The sequence below is a fragment of the Chryseobacterium sp. FW101-FHT12H09 genome (assembly GCF_058790395.1).
This window is the reverse complement of sequence record NZ_JBYTCP010000003.1, coordinates 1,022,321-1,046,305: the sequence shown is the minus strand read 5'-3', so window position 1 is coordinate 1,046,305 and position 23,985 is coordinate 1,022,321. Positions and strand designations below refer to the sequence as shown.

Here is a 23,985-nt window from a genome sequence, read left to right as displayed (position 1 = left end):
GCTAATTGATTTTGTATTAAGTTTGTATTTGTGGCTACCAGTAATTTATTGGAAAGGCGTATTTAAGAAATCATTAAAAGGTTTCATGATTTTAAAAATTTCAGCAATATTTTTGGCTGCATTTTTATCCAATACCTCTTCATCCTTTAGCTTATAGACCACTATAAAACTCTTCAGTTTTAAATATTCACCCATTGGATCTTCCTTTTCAAAACCTTGTGGAACTTTTTTCAATTTATCATCCTGATCCATTTCAGGAAAATATTTTTTGAAATCTTTATTATTTAGAATTTTAATAAAATCATCTCCATACAGCGATATTTCTTTTCGGACTTCTTTTAAAACTGAAGATTCGGGCATATAGATTCCACCTGCTAGAAAGGTTTTTCCTGGTTCCAAATGAAGGTAATAACCTCCCTTTTGAGATCCTTTACCCATTCCTAAAGAAGCTCCAAAATTAGTTTTATAAGGGATTTTATCTTTTGAAAATCTTGTATCTCTATAAATTCTGAACAGGGCTTTTTTTGCATCAAGCTTAGCAAGCTCCTCATCAAATCCAGACATTTCTTTGATTAGATCTTCAAGAAAAGCAATTACATTTTCCTGAGATTCCGTATAAAGGTTCTTGTTTTCATTAAACCATTCCCGGTTGTTGTTTTTGGATAGTTTTTTTAGAAAATCAAAAGTTTTTGTAGAAATGGTGGCTGACATATTTTTTTATTTAATCAAATTTAATTAAATTATTCATATCTCAATGCTTCAATTGGATCAGGTTTGGAAGCTTTTAAAGCAGGGTAATATCAATAGAAGATTCTGTAATGAAAGTAAAAGTAGCCAGGATAAAAATGGTGTGACCAGTTTAAAGATCCTGCTATGCAGAAGTTTTTGAAAGCCGTAAAGAATTAATGGAAGTGTTATTTTCTTTTGCGCAATTAATATGGTTTTCTAAGACTAATTTTTCTGGATAGATAGGTGTTTTGAGCAAAAAAATAATCATTTTGAAAGAGAATATCAAAAAGAAAAACTTGCGTTTCATGATTTTATTTTTGAAAATTCATTAATAGCAAAGAAATAATCAATCCAATTTAATAAAAAAAAATATTGTTTAATAGTTTTTTAACTTTTGGCTTGATTTATTGCGGTTAATTTTTTAAAAATTAACAAAACATTAAAGGATTCTGAAATTAAGATTCGTTATTTAATGCTTTATTCAAAAAAGTTAAAATATTTGTTGTATCTTTGCAAAAATTTTAAAATATTTAATGAATTTATTTACGGAGTCCAATTTAAGTCCTGACATCCTTAAGGCTATTGGCGAAATGGGTTATGAAAGCCCGACAGAAATCCAAAAACAGACTATCCCTTTTATTCTTTCAGATATACGCGACTTGATCGCACTTGCGCAGACTGGGACAGGCAAAACTGCAGCGTTTTCGCTTCCGATTTTGGATATGATTGACGATACGAGTCGCAAAATCCAGCTATTGGTGCTTTGTCCGACACGCGAATTATGTCTTCAGATTTCTAAAGACATAAAAAATTACTCTAAGTACATGCGAGACATCAAAACTACAGCAGTGTATGGTGGTAGCAGTATTATGGACCAGATCCGCTCTTTAAAGGAGAAGCCGCAGATTATTGTAGGTACTCCTGGTAGAGTAATTGACTTGATCAACAGAAAAGCTCTTGACTTTTCTGCTATTCACTGGTTGGTTTTAGACGAAGCTGATGAAATGCTTTCAATGGGTTTCAAAGACGAATTGGAAACAATTTTACGTGAAACTCCTGAAACAAAACAAACTTTCTTATTCTCGGCTACGATGAGTAAAGAAGTAGAAAGAATTTCTAAAAACTATCTTACAAATCCACATCGTATTTCGATAGGTTCTATTAACGAAGTTAAAAAGAACATTAAACATGAATACTATGTTGTAGGATACCGTAACAAAAAAGAAGCTCTTAAGAGATTAATTGACGCGAACCCTAATCAGTATTCCATTATTTTCTGTAGAACAAGAATGGAAACTCAGGAAGTTGCAGATTTCTTAATGCAGAATGGATTTGCGGCTGATGCCCTTCATGGTGATCTTTCTCAAGCGCAGAGAGATACGGTAATGAAGAAATTCAGATTGAAGAATATCGACATTTTAGTTGCAACTGATGTTGCAGCAAGAGGTTTAGATGTTGACTCTCTGACTCACGTTATTCATTATTCTTTACCTGATGATCCTGAAGTATTCGTTCACAGAAGTGGAAGAACAGGTAGAGCAGGAAAAGATGGGATCTCAATGTCTTTGATCAAGCCTGAAGAAAGCAGAAAGCTGAAGCAAATAAAAGCAACAACGAAAATTGATATCGTTGAGAAAACAATTCCAACAGGACAGGATATTATCAAAGCTCAGGTTGGCGGAGTTTTCGAAAAGCTATTAACAGAGCATGAAGATTTATTTGAATTTGATGATAGCTTGATTCCGGATCTTAGCATGTTTACTAAAGAGGAATTAGTGCATCAGTTATTACAGTTCCAATTGAAGGATCTTGCATTATACTACAAAGACAAACATGATCTTGTTGAACAGAAGTTTAATAGTGGTAGAGATGATGACTTCTCTAGAAGAGACAGAGGTCGTGATAGAGACAGAGATAGAGGAAGAGATCGCGATAGCAGAAGTGGAGATAGAGGAAGAGATCGTGGTAAACCTAGAAAAAAAGATGAGAATATGGTAAGATTCTTCTTCAACCTAGGGAAAAAAGATCAGTTGAAAAAATTAGATGTTTTAGATATCATCAATAAAGCAACTGAAGGAAAAAGCAAAAAAAGAGTCGAAATTGGAGATATTGAAATTTTAGAGAAATTTTCATTCTTTGAAATAGAAAAATCATTTAAGGGAGATCTTTTGAGCAATATTTCTACCATGAAATTCAAAGGAAAAGATATGAGAGCTGAAGAAGCTAATTAAAACTCATTTCAGATAATAGAAACCGGCTGTAAAGCCGGTTTTTTTGTTTGATAATCAGTACTTAAACCAATGTTAACAAAACTTAACGTTAGATGCTTTTTGTTAAGGTCCTTTTTTAGGAAATTTGCAGACGAAATTATAAATACTTAAAAATGGGAATTGGAAATATTTTCCACGCTTTTCAGCCAAAAGATAAAATCTTCTTCGTACTTTTTGAAAAAGTAACTGAAAACCTGGTTGCAATGTCTGAGGAATTCAACAACGGAATCAAGGATTTTGACGTTAATGACGACTCTATGTTGAAGAAAATGAGCGACTATGAACATAAAAATGATGAACTTACTCACGAAATCTTCATAGAGCTTGGAAAAAACTTTATCACTCCTTTTGATCGTGAAGATATCCATACACTGGCAACAGGTTTAGATGATATCGCTGATTATATCTACGCTTCTACAAAATACATCTTCTTATACAAATCGCCTTTAATGAAGGCTTATGCAGATTTTTCTCTGTTAATTCATAAAGCATGTCTTGAAATTCAGAACGCCATGAAAAACCTGAAAGGGTTCAAAAATATGGATCAGGTAAAAGAAGCTTGTATTAAAGTAAACTCTATTGAAAATATTGCAGATGATCTGCTTTCCAATTCAATGGTAGAGTTGTTTGAAACTAATGATGCTATCAATATTATTAAAGTATCATCTGTACTTAATTATCTTGAAATAGTAACTGATAAAGCAGAAGATGTTGCCAATACTATTGAGAACATCATGATTAAATACGCATAAACAATATAACAAAAAATGGAATTTCCGATTTTACTTACGGTTATTATTGCTTTAGCTTTAATCTTCGATTATATTAATGGTTTTCATGATGCGGCCAATTCAATTGCTACAATTGTTTCTACGAAAGTTTTAACTCCATTTCAGGCGGTACTTTGGGCAGCACTTTGGAATTTTGCAGCATTCTTTTTAGCAGCCTATGTAATAGGTGAATTTAGAATAGGAAATACCATTGCCAAAACGGTTAATGAAAATTTTATTACCCTTGAGGTTATATTCTCAGGTCTTGTTGCGGCAATTGCCTGGAATCTTTTAACTTGGTGGTTTGGTATTCCATCATCTTCATCTCATACTTTAATTGGCGGGTTTTTAGGAGCAGCTTTGATGCATGCTTTTATGTTGGATTATCACGATGTGGTAGCAACACAACCTAGCCTAGGAACATTTGAAACATTAAAACAGGCTTTTCATCAATTAACTACACAAAGTGTGGTGAAATTTGATAAAGTAATTCCTATTTTCCTGTTTATTTTCATGGCACCAATTATAGGGATGGTAATCTCAATTATTATTACATTAATTATTGTTCATTTATATAAAAGATCAAACCCATACAAAGCAGACAAATCTTTTAAAAGATTACAGCTTGTTTCTTCTGCACTTTTTAGTGTTGGGCACGGTTTGAATGATGCACAAAAAGTAATGGGAATTATTGGAGCGGCCTTGATTTATTATCATGTGGAAATGTTACATGATCCTGTTTATCTAAACATACCATCTGCTGGACGTTTTGATTATTTTGCTCAGCATTATCTTTGGGTTCCTTTGGTATCCTTCCTGGCTATTGGTCTGGGAACTATGAGCGGTGGTTGGAAGATCATCAAAACAATGGGAACTAAAATTACTAAAGTAACCCCATTAGAAGGTGTAAGTGCTGAAACAGCAGGAGCTATTACTTTATTTATTACAGACCAGTTGAGTATTCCTGTTTCTACAACGCATACAATTACAGGTTCTATTATCGGTGTTGGACTAACGAAAAGAATCTCTGCCGTAAGATGGGGAATTACTGTAAGCTTACTTTGGGCTTGGGTATTAACAATTCCTATTTCAGCTATTGTAGCAGGAATTACCTACCTTTTGGTTGCTTTTCTTTCTTAAATAGAATTTTAAATAATAATATTAAACTTTGTCCAAATGGGCAAAGTTTTTTGTTTTATAAAGACTTGAAAAATTGTATTTTTGTTGAAATTATAGGATTTTATGGAATTTTTAGACACCTACCAACAGCTTGTTGCTGATGCCATTACCAAATACACTTTTAAAGATAAGCCTACGGAATTATACGATCCGATGAACTACATCATCTCCCATGGTGGAAAGCGTTTACGTCCTATTATGGTTTTAATGGCTTGTGATTTGTTCGGAGGTGATCTTAAGCAGGCGATTAAGCCCGCATTAGCGATCGAGTTTTTCCATAATTTTACTTTGATCCATGATGATATTATGGATGAAGCTCCATTGCGAAGAAATAAACCTACCATTCATACTTTACACGGAATTAATGTGGGAATTCTTTCCGGAGATGGACTGATGTTAAAAGCATACAAGTTCTTTGAAGATCTGGAGCCGGAAATTTTTAAAGCTTGTATCAGAATATTTACGCATACCGGACTTTTGCTATGTGAAGGTCAGCAATATGATATCAACTTTGAGACTCAGGAAGATGTGACTTTTGATGATTATATCAGAATGATTACTTATAAAACAGGTGTTTTAAGTGCCTCTTCTTTTGAGATAGGAGCTCTGATTGCCAAGGCTAATTTTAAAGATGCAAAATCTATTTTCAATTTTGGGAAACATATCGGAATTGCATTCCAGATCATGGATGATTATTTAGATGTATTTGGAGATCAGGCACAGTTTGGGAAAAAACATGCCGGTGATATTTATGAAAACAAAAAAACGGTTCTTTATTTAATGGCGAGAGAACATGCCACTGATGAAGAAAGAAGAGAACTTGATCATTGGTATTCTAAAAAGACCGATAATATTGATAAGGTTTATGGAGTGGAGAAAATTTTCAGAAGAACCAAAGTTGATGAAAAGGCATTGCGTTTAATTCAAAAACATAATGAGATAGGTCAGAGCTATCTTCAGAAGATTAATATTCCGGAAGAAAAGAAAAAACCTTTTATAGAGCTAGCGAATTATTTGTTGAGAAGAGAAAGTTAGAACAGATAATAGGTTATTGATAGAAGGTGGCAAAAAATTCAAGAATATATTACCTATTTCCTGCTACAAATTATCTAAAACCTTATTGCTGCTACCTTATACCCATATATGAAATTCAGAACTGAAGTTAACATCAATGAGTCAGAGAATAAGATCGAAGTTGAAGATAAAATATTTTCAATAGGTTCTTGTTTTGCTTCAGAGATGTCAGATCTGCTTCAGCAAGGACAGATTCAGACAGCTAATAATCCGTTTGGGACTGTTTTTAACCCGTTTTCTATTAACAATGCCATACAAAGGCTTCATGACTCAGACTTTTATATTGAGGAGGATTTAATCACCTTTAACGAAGAATATATTTCTCTTGATCACCATAGCAGTTTTGATACACGGTATATTCATCAGACACTGGATAAAATTAATAGCAAAATAGAAGAAGGAAATCTTTTTCTACAAGATGCGAATTGGGTTATTATAACCTATGGAACCTCATTTATCTATGAATTTCAGCCAAAGAAAAAGCTTGTAGCCAACTGTCATAAGATACCACAGAAATTCTTTGAGAAAAGATTGCTGACCCACCAGGAAATTACAGATTCAATTTATAATACGATTCTAAGTCTCAAAGATATCTGTAAAGAAAATGTACAGATCCTGTTTACGGTATCTCCTGTTCGGCATACCAAAGATGGAATGGTGGAAAACCAACTTAGCAAATCAAAATTGATCACCGCTGTTCATGAAGCTATTTCGGTGATTGAAAATTGCCATTATCTGCCAATTTATGAGATTGTGATGGATGATTTACGGGATTATCGTTTCTATAAAGAGGATATGATCCATCCTAATGCTCAGGCTATCCAGTATATTTTTGACAGGTTTGGATCTGCTTATTTCTCAGAAAATACTAAAGAATTTATTAAAGAGAATTTTAAAATTAATAAAGCTTTACAACATAAAACAGAAGATGAGAAAGATCCTAAATATCTTGATTTTAAAGAGAAATTAAAACAAAAGATCGACAATCAACAAAAGAAAGTAAAACATAAAATATTCTAGCTGATGATGATAGACTTTACAAAAATAGATTATTTGGAAAGTGGGAATCAGAAACAGCAAAGAGCTTATGAAGTTCTTACGAAATATAAAGTTTTTGAAAAGCTTAAAAATTATTCTCCGATTTTAGCGGGAACAGTTCCAATTGAAATTGATGTTGAGGGCAGTGATTTAGATATTATCTGTGAGGTAGATCTTAGATTTGAAGAAGATTTTTTGAACGAAATAATGTTTAGCAGGCTAATTCCTTTGGAAGTAGATGTTAAGGTTGAAAAAGTAACTGTAAATGGAGAAAAAAGTATTGTTTTAAACTTTATGCTTGATGAATTTCCCATAGAGATTTTTGGACAAAATAAGCCGACAATAAAACAAAATGCTTACAGACATATGATTGCTGAATACAACATACTACGTGAGAAAGGAGAAACATTTAAACAGCAGATAATAGAATTAAAAAAGAAAGGGATCAAGACAGAACCAGCTTTTGGTTTACTGATGAATCTGGAAAACCCTTATGAAGATCTATTAAAATTTTAGAAAATGATTGATACACATACACACTTATACGCTGAAGAATTTGATGAAGATAGAAAAGAGGCAATCCAAAGAGCTTTTGATAAAGGGATAACGGAGTTTTATCTTCCAGCCATCGATTCTGAATCTCATGAAAAGATGCTCCATTTGGAAAGCGAATATCCCGGCCAGATCTTTTCAATGATGGGTTTGCATCCTTGTTATGTAAAACCAGAATCTTGGGAAAATGAATTGAAGATCGTAAAAAATTATCTTGATCAAAGACATTTTCCTGCTATCGGAGAAATCGGAATAGATTTATATTGGGATAAAACGACTTTAGATATTCAGATTAAGACTTTCGAACAACAGATCGATTGGGCTATTGAAATGGATTTACCAATCGTAATTCATACAAGAGAAAGCTTTGATGAAACTTTTGAAGTTCTGGAAAGAAAAAGACATCCGAAACTTCGGGGGATCTTTCATTGCTTTTCCGGTAATCTAGAGCAGGCAAAACGTGCGATAGACCTCAATTTTATTTTAGGGATCGGTGGAGTAGTAACCTTTAAAAATGGAAAGATTGATCAATTTTTGCATGAGATCCCATTGGATAAAATCGTTTTAGAAACAGATTCTCCGTATTTAGCTCCCGTTCCTCATCGGGGAAAAAGAAATGAAAGTTCATATCTTGATCTTGTGGTTGGTAAATTGGTTAATATCTATAACAAAGACTTCCCTGAAATAAGTAGAATTACAACGGAGAATGCAAAAAAAATGTTTAAATAGCTGACCTGTTTTATAGTAAAAAAAATCCTTCTCAGTACTGAGAAGGATTTTTTTATTATTTTTTTCTAAAGAAACTCTTATTCTTTGGCTTTTTCGTGCCGGCATCTTTTCTTTGAGCAGGTTTTGGTCTTCCGGAACCAGCATTGCCATTCATTGGCTTGTTATTGGAATCCCTTTTTTGTGCTACCAGATTCTCTGTATGAAACGGATGATCTTTAATCACCGGGATCTTTATTCCGATTAATTTTTCGGTATCTCTTAAGTTCAACAAATCTAAACCATCTACGAAAGAGATTGAAGTTCCCTCAGCACCTGCTCTTCCCGTTCTTCCGATTCTATGAACATAGGTTTCGGCAACATCAGAAAGTTCGTAGTTGATAACATATTTTAATTCGTCTATATCAATTCCTCTTGCTGCAATATCTGTAGCAACTAAAACTCTGGTTTTTCCGGATTTAAAATTGCTCAAAGCATTTTGACGTGCATTTTGAGATTTATTTCCGTGGATAGCCTCTGCAGAGATATTACTTTTCTGAAGAGTTCTGGCAATTTTATCCGCGCCATGTTTTGTTCTTGAGAAAACCAAAACAGATTCGGAGATATGGTCATTTAAGATATGTGTAAGTAATCCTAATTTATCGTCTTTCTGAACAAAATAAACAGATTGTTTAATGGTCTCTGCTGTTGAAGAAACTGGCGTTACTTCAACTTGTACCGGATTATTCAGTATAGAACTTGCCAATTTCTGTATTTCAGGTGGCATTGTAGCAGAGAAAAATAAAGTTTGTCTTCTTTGAGGTAAAAGCTTTATAATTCTTTTTACATCATGTACGAAACCCATATCCAGCATTCTGTCAGCTTCGTCAAGAACGAAGATCTCAAGATTTTTAAGACTGATAATTCCCTGAGCAATAAAGTCAAGTAATCTTCCGGGTGTTGCAACCAGGATATCAACTCCTTTTCTTAATGCAGCTTCTTGTGAACCTTGTTTAACCCCTCCGAAAATTACTAATTTTCTTAAAGGAAGATTTCTTCCATAAGCGCTAAAACTTTCTTCGATCTGTATTGCCAATTCTCTCGTAGGTGTTAGAATTAGGGCTTTGATCTGATTGCTTTTTGGACGTTCTGAAAGATTTTGTAAAATAGGAATAGCAAAAGCTGCTGTTTTACCTGTTCCTGTTTGTGCTGTTCCTAGCAGATCTTTTTTCTCTAAAATAGAAGGAATAGCTTTTTGTTGTATAGGAGTTGGTTTTTCATAACCTTCCTGTTGAAGCGCATCTAAAATGGGCTTGATAATTTTTAAGTCTGTAAATAACAAAATATATTGCGTATTAAAAATAATGCGGTCGAAGTAGTATACTTCATCATTTTTAGCGAATCTGCTAAAAAGATTAACAGAATTTTTAAGTAAAATTAATTACTGAAAGGGCTGAGAATGCCGCGAAATATAATGCAAAGGTAGGTAAAATAATTTAAGTACATTATTTTACCTATTATTGCTGATTTATCCTGAGATTTATTTAAATCGATAACCTACACCGGCCTGTAGAAAGCCTGCTTTAACAGGAAGTCCGTTAGCTGTATTCATTTTGATAAAATTGAAATTATATTGGGCATCTACAAAGAATTTTTTATTGAACTTGTATTCCGCACCTAAAAAGGGGTAAAGGTTCAGTGTTTTAATTCCTTCATAATCGTACAGATCTGTACCCAGGAATGTTGTTTTTACTTTTGAAGACAAAGTAAATGCGATGTTCATTCCAACAGATGCAGAAAACTGGGGAATGATACTGTATTTTATGGAAACAGGAACCTGAATTTGAGAAAATCGAAGGTTATAACGAGTGTTTTCAAAATTAATTACTCGGCTATCAGGAATGTGAACGGCCTCTTTACTCATTTTTCCTCCAATCTGGGTATAAAGTAACTCCCCTTGCAAAGCAACTTTTGGAGAAAGGATATTCTACAAGTCCTCCTGCATAGAAGAAAGATTTTGGGTCTAATTTCTCTTTAGCAAATGATAGATATAATAATAGAGTACACAAAATGCACTCTATTAATAATTTTTTATAAAGACTTAAATAGTTTTATCCATGCAATTTCTTCCAGATCGCATCCTTCAATTCCATAAGATTCTCTCCGGTTACCCCAGAGAAAAATATGGGTTGTCTGTTTTCTGGAAATTCGGCGGAGATCTCTTTTTTAAGTTCATCATCAAGTAGATCTGATTTTGAAACGGAAACAATGAAATCTTTATCCAGCAATTCAGGATTATATTCTTTCAGTTCATTTTCCAGAATTTTAAACTCTTGGAAATGATCCTCAGAGTCAGCCGGAATAATGAATAATAAGATTGAATTTCTTTCAATATGTCTTAAAAATCGATGACCAAGACCTTTTCCTTCAGCAGCACCTTCAATAATTCCCGGAATATCAGCCATTACAAAAGATTTGTAATTTCTGTAATCAACGATCCCTAAGTTAGGAGTTAAAGTAGTAAATGCATAATTTGCAATTTTAGGTTTCGCTGCAGAAACAGAAGCCAAAAGAGTAGACTTTCCAGCGTTAGGGAAACCTACAAGACCCACATCGGCTAAAATCTTAAGTTCAAAAACAACAAAGCCTTCCTGACCATCCATTCCAGGTTGTGCAAATCTTGGAGTCTGGTTAGTAGAAGATTTAAAGAATTCATTTCCCATACCTCCTTTTCCTCCTTCCATCAGAATGATTTCCTGTCCGTCTTCTAAAATTTCACCAATGATCTCACCTTCTTCATTCTTGGCAATGGTTCCAATAGGAACCTCAATATAAACATCAGCTCCATAACCTCCTGTAAGCTGGTTTTTCCCTCCGTTTTCACCACGTTCTGCTTTTACATGACGGGTATAACGAAGTGGAAGTAAAGTCCATTCCTGAGCATTCCCTTTCATGATAACATGACCGCCTCGACCTCCGTCTCCACCATCAGGTCCACCTTTAGGAATGTATTTTTCACGACGAAGATGGGCAGAACCTGCACCACCATGGCCGCTTTTACAATGAATCTTTACGTAATCTACAAAATTAGACATATATTATTTGTTACGAGTTGCGAGTTACGGGATAGGAAACTCTCATCCCGTCCCCCGAATCCCGATTATTTTATTTTTTCTACTTCAGCGAACAACTTTTCAGAAATTTCGTTGATTTCGCCAACTCCATTTACCTCTACATATTTACCTTGTTGCTTGTACAATTCAGCTACTTCAGCTGTTTTCGTATAGTATTCTTTAATTCTGTTTTGGATGATCTCTTCATTACTGTCATCGGTTCTACCACTTGTTTCTCCTCTTTTCAGTAATCTCTCAACCAAAATTGTATCTTCTACGATCAATGAAAGACAAACATCGATGTCATCATTCAGCTCTTCTTTAACGATTTTTTCCAAAGCCTCTGTCTGTACAGCAGTTCTTGGGTATCCATCGAAAATAAATCCTGCCGCATCTGTCGGTTTTCTTAATTCGTCTATCAGCATATCAATTGTTACCTGATCTGGAACCAATTCTCCCTTATCGATGTAAGATTTAGCTAATTTTCCTAATTCAGTGTCATTTTTCATATTAAATCTGAAAAGATCACCTGTTGAGATTTGCTTTAGATTAAATTTTTCGATGAGATTTTGAGCTTGTGTTCCTTTTCCACTTCCTGGAGGCCCGAACAGAACAATGTTTATCATTTTTATTTAATTAGATATTTAAATTTAAATTTCAGATTTGAAATTAATGGTTGATTTTTCCCTCTTCTAATTGATACAAATTCGAAAGATTTCTTCCCAATTCATCGTAATCTAATCCATAACCAAGAACAAATTTGTTTGGAATTTCTTTTCCAATATAATCCAGCTTGAAATCTTTTTTATAAACCTCAGGTTTTAATAAGAAAGACGCCAGTTTTACAGATTTTGGACGTTGTGTTTCTTTGAAATATTTGAAAAGACTTTCAACTGTGTTTCCTGTATCTACGATGTCTTCTACAAGAATGATGTGACGGTCTTTAACGTCTTTCGTTAATTCCATTTTCTGATAAACGATTCCTGTAGATTCTGTTCCTGCATAAGAACTCATTTGAATAAAAGCAATCTCACAGTTTCCCGGGTAATGCTTTAAAAGGTCTGAGAAGAACATGATAACTCCGTTCAAAACCCCTATGAAGACAGGAACTTCATCTTTGTAATCTTCATAAATTTTTAGCGCTGTTGCTTTTACTATTTCCTGAATTTCGGCGTCCTTTAAATAAGGAACAAAAGTTTTGTCGTGAACTTTAATGCTTTCCATAAAAATTTTTAGTAGTTGGCAAAGTTACGGATTTTTGATTTTTGATTAAAATGTTTTTCTGTTTAATCCACTATTTGCATTATATTTGCATACACAAAACCTAAAAACAGGCTCATGTAGGATATAATTTCTTTCAGATTTGATCAGTAATAATCACAGGATTATTGATGTTTAACTTTAATTAGAAAGAAATCATGATTTTTCTACAAAATATATCCTATAGGTTTCCTAACAGAGACCTGCTCTTTAGTCATATCAATTTAACGATACCATCACACTCAAAATCGGCATTAGCCGGAAGCAACGGCATGGGGAAATCTACCCTGCTTAAACTCATTGCAAACGAAATTCAACCTTTGGATGGAGCGGTAAATATCCAGGGTGATCTATATTATGTTCCACAAATGTTTGGGAATTTTAATGATCTTACAATCGCTGAATGCTTAAAAATAGACAAAAAGCTAGATGCTTTAGAGAAAATCAGCGGCGGAGATGTTGATGAAATTTACTTTGAAATTTTAAATGATGATTGGGACATTGAAGAACGGTGTCAACATATATTAGAATACTGGAAACTGAACAATCTGGATTTAAATCAAAAGCTGAATGGCTTAAGTGGTGGACAAAAAACCAAAGTCTTTCTGGCAGGAATGCAAATTAATGAACCGGATATTGTATTATTAGACGAACCTACCAATCATTTAGATCAGGAAGGAAGAAATTTATTGTATGATTATATCGATAAAACAAGTTCAACACTTGTTATTGTAAGCCATGACAGAGCTTTATTAAATCTTGTTGATACCATCTATGAATTGAGTAATAAGGGTATTTCCACATACGGCGGAAACTTTGATTTTTACACTGAACAAAAAGAAATTGAAGAAGAAGCATTGAACAATGACATTCATTCAAAAGAACGGGCTTTAAAAAAGGCAAAAGAAAAAGAACGCGAAACATTGGAAAGGAAGCAGAAATTGGATGCCAGAGGAAAGAAAAAACAGGAGAAATCCGGTGTTGCAAGAATTATGATGAATACACTTCGTAATAATGCTGAAAAAAATACTTCCAGATTAAAGAATATCCATGCTGAAAAGATCAATGATATTTCTGGTGATCTACGGGGATTGCGTTCTTCTATAAAAAATGCAGAACAGATGAAAGTTAATTTTGATGATCCTAATCTGCATTCCGGAAAAATTCTTATTAATGCAGTGGATGTTAATTTTAAATACAACGAAAATTTCCTGTGGCCGGAAGATCTTAATCTCGAGATCAGAAGCGGGGATCGTATTTCTTTCAAAGGTTCTAACGGTTCGGGAAAAACAACATTGATAAAACTTTTGCTTGGAAATATAGAACCTACTATTGGAACTGTAAACAGAACAGATTTTAATACGATCTATATTGATCAGGAATACTCTTTGATTGATAAAGAAGCAACAATTTATGAATTTGCTCAGAAGTTTAATGATAATGGATTACAGGAGTCTGAGGTTAAAACCATATTGTCGAGGTTTTTATTTGGTAAAGAAACCTGGGATAAGAAAGGAGAAGTATTGAGTGGGGGAGAGCGTTTAAGACTTTTGCTGTGCGGATTGTCTATCAGTAATAAAGCACCGGATGTTATTGTTCTGGACGAACCGACGAATAATTTAGATCTTCAAAATGTAGAGATCCTTACCAATTCCATCAAAGACTATCAAGGAACATTGTTGGTGATTTCTCATGATGAGTTTTTTCTGGAGGAGATTGGTGTAGAAAATGAGATTGTGTTGGATTAATTAAATATTGGTTAAAGGCAAAGACGCAATTTTTTAAGATAGATGTGTTTTTAAGGCGCAAGGATTTTATCTGCAATAATTTTACCTATACGTTAATCCTGTCATTCCGTAGGAATCTAAATCATTATTCTAAACATGAGCTGCTTAGATTCTTACAGAATGACAAATGCAAAAAGTTTTATTAACTTAACTTGTGTGGCTGAGGCTCTCGAAGCCACACGAGTTATTATAAATGCTCTCTAATCCACGTATAAATATTACTCAATACCTCCTCTCTAATTTCTTCATTCATAATTTCATGGCGCATCTTAGGATAGATTTTATAGTCTACATGAGTAAATCCATCGTGTTTAAGATTATCTACAGTCTGCATAACTCCTTTACTGAAATTTCCAATAGGATCATCCTGCCCACTGACGAATAGAAAAGGTAAAGATTTAGAAATGTTATCTGCCCAGTTTCTTTTTGTTGCTTTTTTATACATTTTAAATAAAGTATAAAAAGCATTGTTAGTGAAAGGGATTCCAGAAAGCTCATCCTTCGTAAAAGAATCTCTATTAGCTTGGTTCAAACTCAGCCAATTTGTATCACTGAAGTTTTTATCCTTTTTAAAATGACTGTTATTAACAAAATTAAAAAGCGAATTAAAAAATGTTTTTTGACGTGGAGCTATTGTATTGGCCAGTGAGAAATAAGTGTTCAATAATCCAAGGCCTGTTAAAGAACCTCCTGTTCCTACAATAATGGCTCCGGTAAACTGATTCCCTATTTTTTGAAGAAGGCAACGGGTAACAAACGAACCCATCGAATGGCCAAGGATAAAATGAGGAACCTCGGGATATTGGCTGATCAAATGATTGCTCATCATTTCTGCGTCATCAATCAGTTTTCTGTCTGGTTGATCCAATTGGAAAAATCCAATATCTTTTTTATCATTTACTGACTTTCCGTGTCCCAGGTGATCATAAGTTAATACAGCTAATCCTTGACTTGCAAAATATTCAGCTATTTCAGAGTATCTTCCACTATGCTCCTGCATTCCATGAATGATCTGTAAAGTTGCTTTTACCTGATTCGTCTCAGGAATAAACGTATTGTAAAAAAGTTGAGGCCGGTTGTTCGTATTTTTAGATAAATATCCTGATTGGTGTAATGTTCTCATAGGCTACCTTGATTATTTCAGAGTATACTCAAATATACATAATAAATAAAAGAAACTGATATCACATACCTTTGAGAACTTGGAATTTTACAACTTAAAATCCATCTTAATTCCATGATTTTAAACAAGAATGAAAATAAATTTTCCCCATAATTTGCCCACCATTTTTTTTAAAAGTAATTTTGCATGAATCTAAAAACAAAAGTAAAATATGTCAACTTACGTAGTTGTAGGTCTTCAGTACGGAGATGAGGGTAAAGGGAAAATCACGGATGTTTTATCTGCTAAATCGGATTATGTAGTACGTTTCCAAGGGGGAGACAACGCTGGTCATACGGTTTATGTGGGTGAAGAAAAATTTGTTTTACACCTTCTTCCTTCTGGAGTTCTTCAGTGCAAAGGCAAGTGTATTATTGCAAACGGGGTAGTAGTAAATCCTAAATCTTTCATCAGAGAGGTTGGTCAGATCGAAAGCAAAGGCTTAAGAACAGATCATATCTTTATCAGCAGAAGAGCGCATGTGATCATGCCTTACCACATTCTTTTGGATACTTACCGTGAAGAAGAACATGGAGGAACTCAAATTGGAACGACTAAAAAAGGAATCGGCCCTTGTTATGAAGATAAAATTGCAAGAGTTGGGATCAGAATGATCGACCTTTTGAATCCTGAGATCTTAAGAGAAAAAATTGAGAAAAACCTGAAAATTAAAAATTCTCTTTTTGAAAAATACTACGGAAAACCGACTTTAGACGTAGAAGAAATTTACAACGAGTTTTTAGAGATTGGAAAGCAACTTCAAGACCGAATTGTAGATACAGAAGTTGAATTGAACGAAGCGATCAGAGATGGTAAAAACGTTTTGTTTGAAGGAGCTCAGGCTTTAATGTTGGATATTGATTTCGGAACGTATCCTTATGTTACTTCATCTTCTCCATCTACAGGAGGAGTTTGTACAGGAGCTGGTGTTCCTCCAACTTCACTTCAAAATTTAATTGGTGTTGCTAAAGCATATTGTACAAGAGTAGGAAACGGACCTTTCCCTTCTGAATTAGATAATGAGTTAGGAGAAAAGATCAGACAGATCGGAGGTGAATTCGGAGCGACTACAGGTAGGCCAAGAAGAACCGGTTGGCTAGACCTTGTTTCTTTAAAGCATGCTTGTATGATCAATGGTATTAATAACTTAGTGATTACTAAACTTGACGTTCTTACAGGAATTGAAAACCTGAAAATCGTAACTCATTATAAAACTGAAGATGGAAAAGTAATTGATTACTTCACTTCATCAACAGAGAAATTATACAACTATGAGCCGATCTACCAGGATTTACCAGGGTGGAATGAAGATCTTACAAAAGTAAGAAGCTATGATGAACTTCCTGATACAGCTCAGAAGTATATTGAGTTTATCGAAAAGTATTTAGGAATTAATGTTTATTTAGTTTCTGTAGGTCCTGAAAGAAGTCAGAACATTATCAGAAAAGAATTGTTCTAACATAGAATAACTTTAAATATATAAAAAGAGACTGTCAATCTGATAGTCTCTTTTTTGTATTGTCTAATGCTTTCGTCCTTGTCATTGCGAGGAGCGAAACGACGAAGCAATCTATAAATAATTATGAAAAAAAACTCCCACAGATTTCACGGATCACAAGAAAAAATCTGCATCATCTGCTCAATTGCAGGAGCTTAAAGCATAGCGCAAAGAGAACTTTTTAAATCATTGCACTACGTATCTAATTATTTAATTACTCGAATATTTCGCATACGCCTTAGCTAGCTTTTCATCATATTTATTTTGCTTATAGCCTCCACCATTATATCCTTTTGCAAAATTAGCCCAGCTTTTATTTCCTAAATGAACCAAAAGTCCATTTTTTTCTAAGAATTTTCCAAATGCTTTCAAATGTTCTCCTTCATTGATCTCCATTTTGGAAACGAAATCATTCACATCAACATAATCCAGGTTTTTTGCATGGAATCCCATGATCTGAAAACTTCCCCAAGATGCTGAAGAAAGAGCCGCTTCTTTAAATTTAGCATCATTTCCTAATCCAATGGCTTCATTTAATCTGTCGTACTCTTTGACGCCTCCCTGGTAATAGATTTTAGTCCATTTTGGATAAAGAACATCTTTGCTTGAAGAGTTATAATAAGAATTGGGATCTATTCCTCTTTTTCGGAGCTCATTCCAGAAGATATGACCTTCGAACAGTATTTTAGGTTTATTATTAATTAAAAATCCTTTTCCGCTGCTTTCGATCTCATTGACTGCTTTTACGGCGGCCAGCTCAAGCCCATATTGATTGGCGAAATTAATAAGATCACTTTCCTTTAAAAACTTATCTGTTGAATTGATCGGTGCAGAATTTTTAGCAAGCAAAACGGTCCATGTTTTAACGCCGACAATTCCGTCAACGACTAATGAATTTTTACTTTGAAAATCTTTAACGGCCGCATCCACTTCAAGAGTAAATGAATCCGAAATTTTGACGTTGTATCCTTGTTTATAAAGAAGTTCACAAAGTGTGAGAACTTCTGGTGCTTTGGTATTATATTTTAAAAGTTTCATGGTTGGTTGTTTTTATATAGAGTTAAAAGATTATTGAGTAGATCTCAAAAATCAGTTCATTGGTATTTTAGGCATTCTTTCACAGATCATTCCGATCAGAAAGAAAGACTTGAATTTAACTTCTTCTCTTTGAAGCCTGTATTCCAGATTCAATGGATTATCATTTACAACACTAAAGTTTTGGTTAATAACTGCATAGTCATCTATTCTTAATTCAATGCTGTATTCGCCAATTGGGATGATCTGATTGATCATTCCTATTTCGTTGGTTTCTATTTCATAAATTCTGCTATTGTTTGTCCCTTTAATAGAGATAGAGCATTTATAAATAGGATCATTGTTTATTTTATCGAAAACCCTGAATTGTACATTCGCTCCTGTTGAAGGAATCGGGATAGGATATTTTATCGGAACAAAGATTCCCGTATTTCTGATTGGAATCACAGGTTTTATGGGTTGGACTGGAGTTATCGGTTGCGGTGTGGTAACTGTAGTGACCGGCCTTAAGTTTCTGACACTATTGATAATGTTCATATTCGCCTTGTTGTTAAAGGCAAGATTAGGGTTTACTTTTATCGTTTCAGCAGTCGGTTCGGCTATTGGTTTTCCTGTGAATTCTGTAGCTGATATTTTGGCATTTTCAACATTGACTGTTTTTCGGGTTAAATTGTTTAATTGATCAGATTTTATAGTTCTAACATTTGTTATTGCTTTCAGAAATTTCTGATTATTGTTTTTATTCACAAAAAGCTGCTGTTTCATGATCAGTGGGCCAAAATAGATCAATTGATTCGGGTTATTAACTGTATCATTAGTGATAGAAGGGTCTAAGACTATTTTTAGATTTTTAATTAAAATCATCGTTTTAGGAAAAGCGGGTAGTTTGAAGTCATTGGAGATCGTCTGGCCATCTGATATTTTTTTTGGTTCATTCCATTCAAAAAGATCAGACATCATAAAGTTTTTATTAAACCAGCTTCTTTTTAGATGAACAAATGAATAATCCAGCTCCACGGCTTGAATTACACTTTCATCATAATCTATTGATAGAATTTCTGACGGAATATTTTCGTTTGTGTTCTTTGCCTCAGTATATAAACTGTCAAGTTCAGATTTCTCGATTCTCATACTGTTCCATCCGGATTCGTTTTCCATGAAATCATAAGGGATAAAATTAATATCATGAATCGAAGCATTGCTGATCACATCCGTTTTTTCTGCCGCTTCAAAAGTGTTTTTAGCACTTTGAGCCATAGCTAAATATAAATCGGCATCCGAAGCTTTATTAATTCTTGCCAGCTCTTGTTCAATAATATCCTTATTGCCTTTTATTTTCCAGTCAGAAAAAGCCAGTTCTTTCATTGTGTTTAAATTAACTAACTGATCATTCCAATTGCTCTTTTCTTCATCAGTATCCAGACTGTCAAATAATTCTAGATGAGCCGTAATTTTATCAACGGCCTGCTCATGGATCGTTCTGTATTTTTTATAAGCTTTGAATTCCTTAGTATCACTCTTTTTAGCATCAAAAAGTATAGTGCTTTGGATGGCAATTACCTTATCCAGATTTTCCTCAAGATTCTTTAAATTATTTTTATCCAGAATATCACGATAGATATCAAACAGAGAATTATTGGGATTCAGATCCCAGAATTGAGAAGAAATAGGAACCGAATTCAGTTCATAAGCCATATTTTGCTTTTTAATAATCGAAAGAGCTTTTTTCTGATCATCATTAAACAAACTTTGGGGCTTTAGAAGTTCCAGCTCTTCATTCTCATAAACCCTGAGAGAAGGACAAATCATAGGTAGGTCATTCTCCATGGAGCTTTGAGACAGGTAAGTGTTTTTAAGTTTTTGATAGACGGCAATAAAATATTTCATGGCATTAGTTTTTATTGATTTTTAAATAACCGACAGAAAAAAATTCTGCCGGCTATTCTTTATTGAGAAGGATATTATGATTTTCCGTCAGTCCATTTCTTGATCTCAGGATTTGGATTTGGAGATTTTGGAACAACATGACATTTGTAACCAATGATGTAGATTCCATCAGATGTTAACTTCTTACCGTTCCATTTAGCATTAGACTGTACATCCTGGTTGTCATAGCTATAAGTACCTCCGAAAACAAAAGGTCCGATACCTACGGCTGCTCCTGAGGTTACAGAATTTTTAACATCAGTGAATGCAGTGCTGTTGTTTGCGAAATCCAGACATACATCTTTTGCAATGATCAATTCTGTGATCATAGAAGGCATTAATCCTTTACCTTTTCCATCACTGATTACATCACCACTTAAAGTTTGTGGAGATTGTTCATGTAACTTCCAATATTTAGACTCTATGAAATTCTGGTTAAGCCATCCTCTTTCGACTCTTACTTTTCCAAGTTTGAAAGAGACTTTCATATTTGTATAATCAGTATTGATTTTAGTCTTTTCATGTTTTCCCCCACCTTTTGCTCCTATTGAGAAAATTCCTAAACTAAATCCTGCAGCAGCTCCCCAGTTGTGAACTGATTTTGAGTAGTCGTAGTTAGATTCACCCTCAACAATAGTTACTGTTGGCCACCCTTTAGATTCTTTTAATGCATTAGCTGCAACCGGAATAGAAGGTGAATAATTGGTGTAATCCAAAACTCTTGTTCTCTGGCTGTTTCTAAACTCAGATTCCATTCTTTTTTTGATTACGAGCATGTTTTTTTGCTCTACCTCACTTAGATAATTTTGGATTTTTTCTACCGCTTCCTTATATCCCAAAGACTGCCACGCTTTAAGTGAAGCATCTTCACGTTTTTTCATGTTTTTACCATCAATAGAAAGTTTAGCCATAGCTTCTGCATCTCCATTGTCTGCGGCCGTTCTTATTTCGTTGTTCGCATCCACAATATCATAATACTTCATTTGATATTCTACATATTTAGAATAGGTGGGAGAAACGAAAGTGTGGAAGATCTCCGGTTTATTCATATCGTCGATAGGTGAATTCGGATCGAAATCTGTATTTTTTACTTTTTTGATTTTGAAAAGCTTATCCCTTAAAGTGTTTAGTTTCTTCTCTACTTTTTCATCAAATTCTGTGTCTACTACTACAGACCATTGTAAAAGATCCTCGTATACTTTAGAAACTCTCTTTTGAGAATCATTCATAATACTCATAATAGACATTGATCTTCCATTTCCTGTACTTGTAAGAGGAGGTAATTGTGAAGGAATAACATCCACCATTGCAGCGAACTGTTCCATTTGAAGATACTTTCTGAATTTACTGTTTGATAAAGCATTTTGGTACGCTTCCATGTCGATTTTTGGATTTCCATTGGCGTCAAGAATTGGATTTCCTTTTCCATCAAGCATTGGTTTGGGAGAAGGAGCATCTCCGAATAGCCCGTTAAGAGCATAATCAAAAGTATCTTCAGAAAGAGTAATCCCTACCGGGTCAAATGCAATGAAGTCATTTGGTCCCAGAGAGTCTGGATCTCCACCATTAGTTACGGTGTCATACACTTGTTTTAAAAGCATGCTCATTAATGAGTTCGATTTTGCTTCTTGAGTTAAAGTTGGCATAATTATAAGTTTTTGTTTTTTTATTGCTTACTCTTTTCGGTTTTCAGCATCCCCGGTTTTGTATGGTACAAATGTATTTCGGGTTCAAATGGAAAGTCTCAGTATTTTTCCTGTTTATTGGTGTGGTTTTTACTGTTTTTTAATTTTTATTAAATTTTTTGAATTAAAATATGATTATTGTTGAATAATATAAATCGTATATTCTTTGTTTTTAGTGTATTATTATCTTATACATAATTAATTTTGTTAATTGTCATAAAAAATTTTAAAATATTAATGTTTTAACAAAAATTTGGCAAATGTTTTGATATTATAAACGTACTTATCGATAAGTGCTATAAAAACTAATAATCACATTTTTATTAACCGTTTTAAATATTTAAAGTGATGAAACACCTACACACTAATCAGGAATTTCGCTTCAATGAAGTTCTTTTCGAGCATCGTAATAAGGAATATGGTGCTTATGTTTTAAGAAATGAATCAGACAGAATTCTAACAAAAGCACTATTCGTAGGTGTAAGTTTGTTGGCTGCTATTTCAATTACACCATTAGCTATTTCAGCGTTTAAAACTGCTGAACCAAAAGTTCCGGTTGCGCCCGTATATCATCCAATGGATATTCCTGAGGACCCACCAGTGAAAGACCCACCAGCACAAATTAAACCAGAACCAATTCGAGCTGAGAAAGTTAAAACTTATGATGAAAGATTACCAGAGCCAAAAGCAATTGTAACCAATGAGAAAAAGGAAGTAGTAGACAAAGAAAATGCCGTAGCAAGTACTCAAACTTCACCAGGTAAAGAAGTTGAGAATACAAAATACATCCCGGTTGTTCCTCAAAATATTGGAACTGGAAATGTACCTTATGTAAAGACCGAACCTCCCGTTGAAAAAACTGATCCTAAAAAGATTGAGACAGAACTTAGTATTGAAGCTAATTTCGTTGGCGGAATCGATTCATTCAGAAATAAAGTTATGAATAACTTTGACGGTTCCGGGTTTGATACAGAAGGGGTAGTAAAAACGACCATTACTTTTATCGTAGAGATTGATGGAACAATCTCAGGTATCAAAGCTAATGGTGTAAATGCAGATTTCAATAGTGAGGCTATGAGAACCATAAAATCGATCAGAGGAAAATGGGTTCCAGGAAAAAATAAAAAAGGCGAAGCCGTAAGAAGTTATTTCAAATTTCCAATATCTATGAAGTTTGAATAATCGATATTAAACAAATCTTGACAGTTATCCACAAAATACTATTTTTTGTGGATAATTTTTTTTATGCTTAAAGCTCTTATTAACAATATTTTAACTCATTTTTAGTTTTCATCATCGATTAAGAGCAAAGAAAAATGTGTATTTTTGAGGCTTAAAGTTCTAATAATGGGAAAAATCATAGGTATCGCTAATCAAAAAGGGGGAGTTGGAAAAACGACAACAGCTGTAAATCTTGCGGCAGCATTAGGGGTATTGGAAAAGAAAATATTAATCATCGATGCTGATCCTCAGGCTAATGCCACTTCAGGATTAGGGGTTGAAGATGTTCAGTATTCTACATACAATCTCTTAGAACACAGTGTCGAAACCATTAATTGTATCAAGAAAACAGCAACGCCAAATCTTGATATCGTTCCGTCTCATATAGACTTAGTAGCTGCGGAAATTGAACTGGTAGACAAGGAAGACCGTGAGTATATGCTTAAAAAAGCTTTACAAAGTGTAAAGAATGATTATGATTATATTATCATCGACTGTGCACCAAGTTTAGGTTTGATCACTGTAAATGCATTAACTGCAGCAGACTCTGTTATCATCCCGATCCAGTGTGAATATTTCGCTTTGGAAGGTTTAGGGAAGCTTTTAAATACGATTAAAAATGTTCAGAAGATCCACAACAAAGATCTTGATATTGAAGGTTTACTTCTAACGATGTATGACAGCAGATTAAGGTTGTCTAATCAGGTGGTTGAAGAAGTAAATGCACATTTCCCTGAGATGGTTTTTGAAACGATCATCAGCAGAAACGTTAGATTAAGTGAAGCACCAAGTTTCGGAGAAAGTATCTTGAATTATGATGCTGAAAGTAAAGGAGCAATTCAATATATTCAGTTGGCAGAAGAGGTTCTGTTGAAAAATGAAAATTTAGTAAAGAATTAAAATTTAAATAAATAATAGATAGCACTTAAATGTAATAATTGATTTATCACTTATCATTTATGTTATCATCATTTATCAATT

The 23,985-nt window shown here is 33.9% G+C and carries 21 protein-coding genes; 11 read left to right on the top strand and 10 right to left on the bottom strand.

Annotation, left to right across the window (positions count from 1 at the left end; genetic code table 11):
• Positions 1-45 precede the first annotated feature (45 nt).
• Complete coding sequence (locus tag AC3WRL_RS15560; protein WP_492330688.1) at positions 46-711, bottom strand: DUF2461 domain-containing protein; 666 nt, start codon at positions 709-711, stop codon at positions 46-48.
• Positions 712-1,262: 551 nt separating this feature from the next.
• On the opposite strand from AC3WRL_RS15560, the gene AC3WRL_RS15555 reads away from it, so the two are divergent.
• The 7 genes from AC3WRL_RS15555 (at position 1,263) to AC3WRL_RS15525 (ending at position 8,341) form a co-directional block, all read left to right on the top strand.
• Positions 1,263-2,960 (top strand): DEAD/DEAH box helicase, encoded by a 1,698-nt coding sequence (locus AC3WRL_RS15555; protein ID WP_492330687.1) that lies wholly within the window; start codon positions 1,263-1,265, stop codon positions 2,958-2,960.
• Between the two features lie 152 nt (positions 2,961-3,112).
• The gene (locus AC3WRL_RS15550) at positions 3,113-3,751 is read left to right on the top strand and encodes a DUF47 domain-containing protein (RefSeq protein ID WP_214827191.1); all 639 of its coding nucleotides are present in this window, start codon (positions 3,113-3,115) and stop codon (positions 3,749-3,751) included.
• Between the two features lie 15 nt (positions 3,752-3,766).
• On the top strand, positions 3,767-4,909 hold the full coding sequence (locus AC3WRL_RS15545) for an inorganic phosphate transporter (RefSeq protein ID WP_214827190.1): 1,143 nt from the start codon (positions 3,767-3,769) through the stop codon (positions 4,907-4,909).
• Positions 4,910-5,011: 102 nt separating this feature from the next.
• A complete protein-coding gene (locus AC3WRL_RS15540; RefSeq protein ID WP_214827189.1) occupies positions 5,012-5,983 on the top strand; it encodes a polyprenyl synthetase family protein in 972 nt (323 codons plus the stop codon).
• A 108-nt stretch (positions 5,984-6,091) separates the two neighbouring features.
• Entirely contained in the window at positions 6,092-7,042 is a 951-nt protein-coding gene (locus AC3WRL_RS15535; RefSeq protein ID WP_214827187.1) for a GSCFA domain-containing protein, read from the top strand.
• Between the two features lie 3 nt (positions 7,043-7,045).
• Complete coding sequence (locus AC3WRL_RS15530) at positions 7,046-7,576, top strand: DUF4269 domain-containing protein (protein WP_251040514.1); 531 nt, start codon at positions 7,046-7,048, stop codon at positions 7,574-7,576.
• A gap of 3 nt (positions 7,577-7,579) precedes the next feature.
• Positions 7,580-8,341 (top strand): TatD family hydrolase, encoded by a 762-nt coding sequence (locus tag AC3WRL_RS15525; protein WP_214827184.1) that lies wholly within the window; start codon positions 7,580-7,582, stop codon positions 8,339-8,341.
• 55 nt (positions 8,342-8,396) lie between these two features.
• On the opposite strand, the gene AC3WRL_RS15520 is transcribed toward AC3WRL_RS15525, so the two are convergent.
• The 5 genes from AC3WRL_RS15520 to AC3WRL_RS15500 all read right to left on the bottom strand — a co-directional run bounded on the left by AC3WRL_RS15520 (position 8,397) and on the right by AC3WRL_RS15500 (position 12,654).
• Complete coding sequence (locus tag AC3WRL_RS15520) at positions 8,397-9,659, bottom strand: DEAD/DEAH box helicase (RefSeq protein ID WP_214827182.1); 1,263 nt, start codon at positions 9,657-9,659, stop codon at positions 8,397-8,399.
• Positions 9,660-9,857: 198 nt separating this feature from the next.
• On the bottom strand, positions 9,858-10,301 hold the full coding sequence (locus AC3WRL_RS15515) for an outer membrane beta-barrel protein (RefSeq protein ID WP_492330694.1): 444 nt from the start codon (positions 10,299-10,301) through the stop codon (positions 9,858-9,860).
• Between the two features lie 127 nt (positions 10,302-10,428).
• Positions 10,429-11,412, bottom strand: a complete 984-nt coding sequence (obgE, locus tag AC3WRL_RS15510) for a GTPase ObgE (RefSeq protein ID WP_214827178.1) — start codon at positions 11,410-11,412, stop codon at positions 10,429-10,431.
• Positions 11,413-11,477: 65 nt separating this feature from the next.
• A complete protein-coding gene (locus AC3WRL_RS15505; RefSeq protein ID WP_214827176.1) occupies positions 11,478-12,056 on the bottom strand; it encodes an adenylate kinase in 579 nt (192 codons plus the stop codon).
• Positions 12,057-12,099: 43 nt separating this feature from the next.
• Positions 12,100-12,654, bottom strand: a complete 555-nt coding sequence (locus tag AC3WRL_RS15500) for a phosphoribosyltransferase (RefSeq protein WP_034682317.1) — start codon at positions 12,652-12,654, stop codon at positions 12,100-12,102.
• A gap of 194 nt (positions 12,655-12,848) precedes the next feature.
• Between AC3WRL_RS15500 and AC3WRL_RS15495 the strand changes: the two genes are divergently transcribed.
• Positions 12,849-14,438 (top strand): ABC-F family ATP-binding cassette domain-containing protein, encoded by a 1,590-nt coding sequence (locus AC3WRL_RS15495; RefSeq protein ID WP_492330686.1) that lies wholly within the window; start codon positions 12,849-12,851, stop codon positions 14,436-14,438.
• A 226-nt stretch (positions 14,439-14,664) separates the two neighbouring features.
• Here the strand turns inward: AC3WRL_RS15495 and AC3WRL_RS15490 are convergent, their stop codons facing one another.
• Positions 14,665-15,600, bottom strand: coding sequence for an alpha/beta fold hydrolase (locus AC3WRL_RS15490; protein ID WP_492330685.1), 936 nt, complete (start codon positions 15,598-15,600; stop codon positions 14,665-14,667).
• 211 nt (positions 15,601-15,811) lie between these two features.
• Between AC3WRL_RS15490 and AC3WRL_RS15485 the strand changes: the two genes are divergently transcribed.
• Positions 15,812-17,098, top strand: coding sequence for an adenylosuccinate synthase (locus tag AC3WRL_RS15485; protein ID WP_261512931.1), 1,287 nt, complete (start codon positions 15,812-15,814; stop codon positions 17,096-17,098).
• A 249-nt stretch (positions 17,099-17,347) separates the two neighbouring features.
• Here the strand turns inward: AC3WRL_RS15485 and AC3WRL_RS15480 are convergent, their stop codons facing one another.
• The 3 genes from AC3WRL_RS15480 to AC3WRL_RS15470 all read right to left on the bottom strand — a co-directional run bounded on the left by AC3WRL_RS15480 (position 17,348) and on the right by AC3WRL_RS15470 (position 21,744).
• Positions 17,348-18,175, bottom strand: a complete 828-nt coding sequence (locus AC3WRL_RS15480; protein ID WP_492330684.1) for an N-acetylmuramidase domain-containing protein — start codon at positions 18,173-18,175, stop codon at positions 17,348-17,350.
• A 51-nt stretch (positions 18,176-18,226) separates the two neighbouring features.
• Complete coding sequence (locus tag AC3WRL_RS15475) at positions 18,227-20,059, bottom strand: hypothetical protein (protein ID WP_492330683.1); 1,833 nt, start codon at positions 20,057-20,059, stop codon at positions 18,227-18,229.
• Positions 20,060-20,133: 74 nt separating this feature from the next.
• Positions 20,134-21,744 (bottom strand): hypothetical protein, encoded by a 1,611-nt coding sequence (locus AC3WRL_RS15470; RefSeq protein WP_214827166.1) that lies wholly within the window; start codon positions 21,742-21,744, stop codon positions 20,134-20,136.
• Positions 21,745-22,131: 387 nt separating this feature from the next.
• Here AC3WRL_RS15470 and AC3WRL_RS15465 point away from each other — a divergent pair, with 387 nt between their 5' ends.
• Entirely contained in the window at positions 22,132-22,965 is an 834-nt protein-coding gene (locus AC3WRL_RS15465; protein WP_214827164.1) for an energy transducer TonB, read from the top strand.
• Between the two features lie 165 nt (positions 22,966-23,130).
• Positions 23,131-23,904, top strand: coding sequence for a ParA family protein (locus AC3WRL_RS15460; RefSeq protein ID WP_214827162.1), 774 nt, complete (start codon positions 23,131-23,133; stop codon positions 23,902-23,904).
• The last annotated feature ends 81 nt before the right edge of the window (positions 23,905-23,985 follow it).

What these genes read in the sequence shown, in the direction of transcription:
- AC3WRL_RS15560 (WP_492330688.1), bottom strand. Translation starts at nt 711, where the DNA reads ATGTCAGCCACCATTTCTACAAAAACTTTTGATTTTCTAAAAAAACTA.
- AC3WRL_RS15555 (WP_492330687.1), top strand. Translation starts at nt 1,263, where the DNA reads ATGAATTTATTTACGGAGTCCAATTTAAGTCCTGACATCCTTAAGGCT.
- AC3WRL_RS15550 (WP_214827191.1), top strand. Translation starts at nt 3,113, where the DNA reads ATGGGAATTGGAAATATTTTCCACGCTTTTCAGCCAAAAGATAAAATC.
- AC3WRL_RS15545 (WP_214827190.1), top strand. Translation starts at nt 3,767, where the DNA reads ATGGAATTTCCGATTTTACTTACGGTTATTATTGCTTTAGCTTTAATC.
- AC3WRL_RS15540 (WP_214827189.1), top strand. Translation starts at nt 5,012, where the DNA reads ATGGAATTTTTAGACACCTACCAACAGCTTGTTGCTGATGCCATTACC.
- AC3WRL_RS15535 (WP_214827187.1), top strand. Translation starts at nt 6,092, where the DNA reads ATGAAATTCAGAACTGAAGTTAACATCAATGAGTCAGAGAATAAGATC.
- AC3WRL_RS15530 (WP_251040514.1), top strand. Translation starts at nt 7,046, where the DNA reads ATGATGATAGACTTTACAAAAATAGATTATTTGGAAAGTGGGAATCAG.
- AC3WRL_RS15525 (WP_214827184.1), top strand. Translation starts at nt 7,580, where the DNA reads ATGATTGATACACATACACACTTATACGCTGAAGAATTTGATGAAGAT.
- obgE (WP_214827178.1), bottom strand. Translation starts at nt 11,412, where the DNA reads ATGTCTAATTTTGTAGATTACGTAAAGATTCATTGTAAAAGCGGCCAT.
- AC3WRL_RS15505 (WP_214827176.1), bottom strand. Translation starts at nt 12,056, where the DNA reads ATGATAAACATTGTTCTGTTCGGGCCTCCAGGAAGTGGAAAAGGAACA.
- AC3WRL_RS15500 (WP_034682317.1), bottom strand. Translation starts at nt 12,654, where the DNA reads ATGGAAAGCATTAAAGTTCACGACAAAACTTTTGTTCCTTATTTAAAG.
- AC3WRL_RS15495 (WP_492330686.1), top strand. Translation starts at nt 12,849, where the DNA reads ATGATTTTTCTACAAAATATATCCTATAGGTTTCCTAACAGAGACCTG.
- AC3WRL_RS15490 (WP_492330685.1), bottom strand. Translation starts at nt 15,600, where the DNA reads ATGAGAACATTACACCAATCAGGATATTTATCTAAAAATACGAACAAC.
- AC3WRL_RS15485 (WP_261512931.1), top strand. Translation starts at nt 15,812, where the DNA reads ATGTCAACTTACGTAGTTGTAGGTCTTCAGTACGGAGATGAGGGTAAA.
- AC3WRL_RS15480 (WP_492330684.1), bottom strand. Translation starts at nt 18,175, where the DNA reads ATGAAACTTTTAAAATATAATACCAAAGCACCAGAAGTTCTCACACTT.
- AC3WRL_RS15475 (WP_492330683.1), bottom strand. Translation starts at nt 20,059, where the DNA reads ATGAAATATTTTATTGCCGTCTATCAAAAACTTAAAAACACTTACCTG.
- AC3WRL_RS15470 (WP_214827166.1), bottom strand. Translation starts at nt 21,744, where the DNA reads ATGCCAACTTTAACTCAAGAAGCAAAATCGAACTCATTAATGAGCATG.
- AC3WRL_RS15465 (WP_214827164.1), top strand. Translation starts at nt 22,132, where the DNA reads ATGAAACACCTACACACTAATCAGGAATTTCGCTTCAATGAAGTTCTT.
- AC3WRL_RS15460 (WP_214827162.1), top strand. Translation starts at nt 23,131, where the DNA reads ATGGGAAAAATCATAGGTATCGCTAATCAAAAAGGGGGAGTTGGAAAA.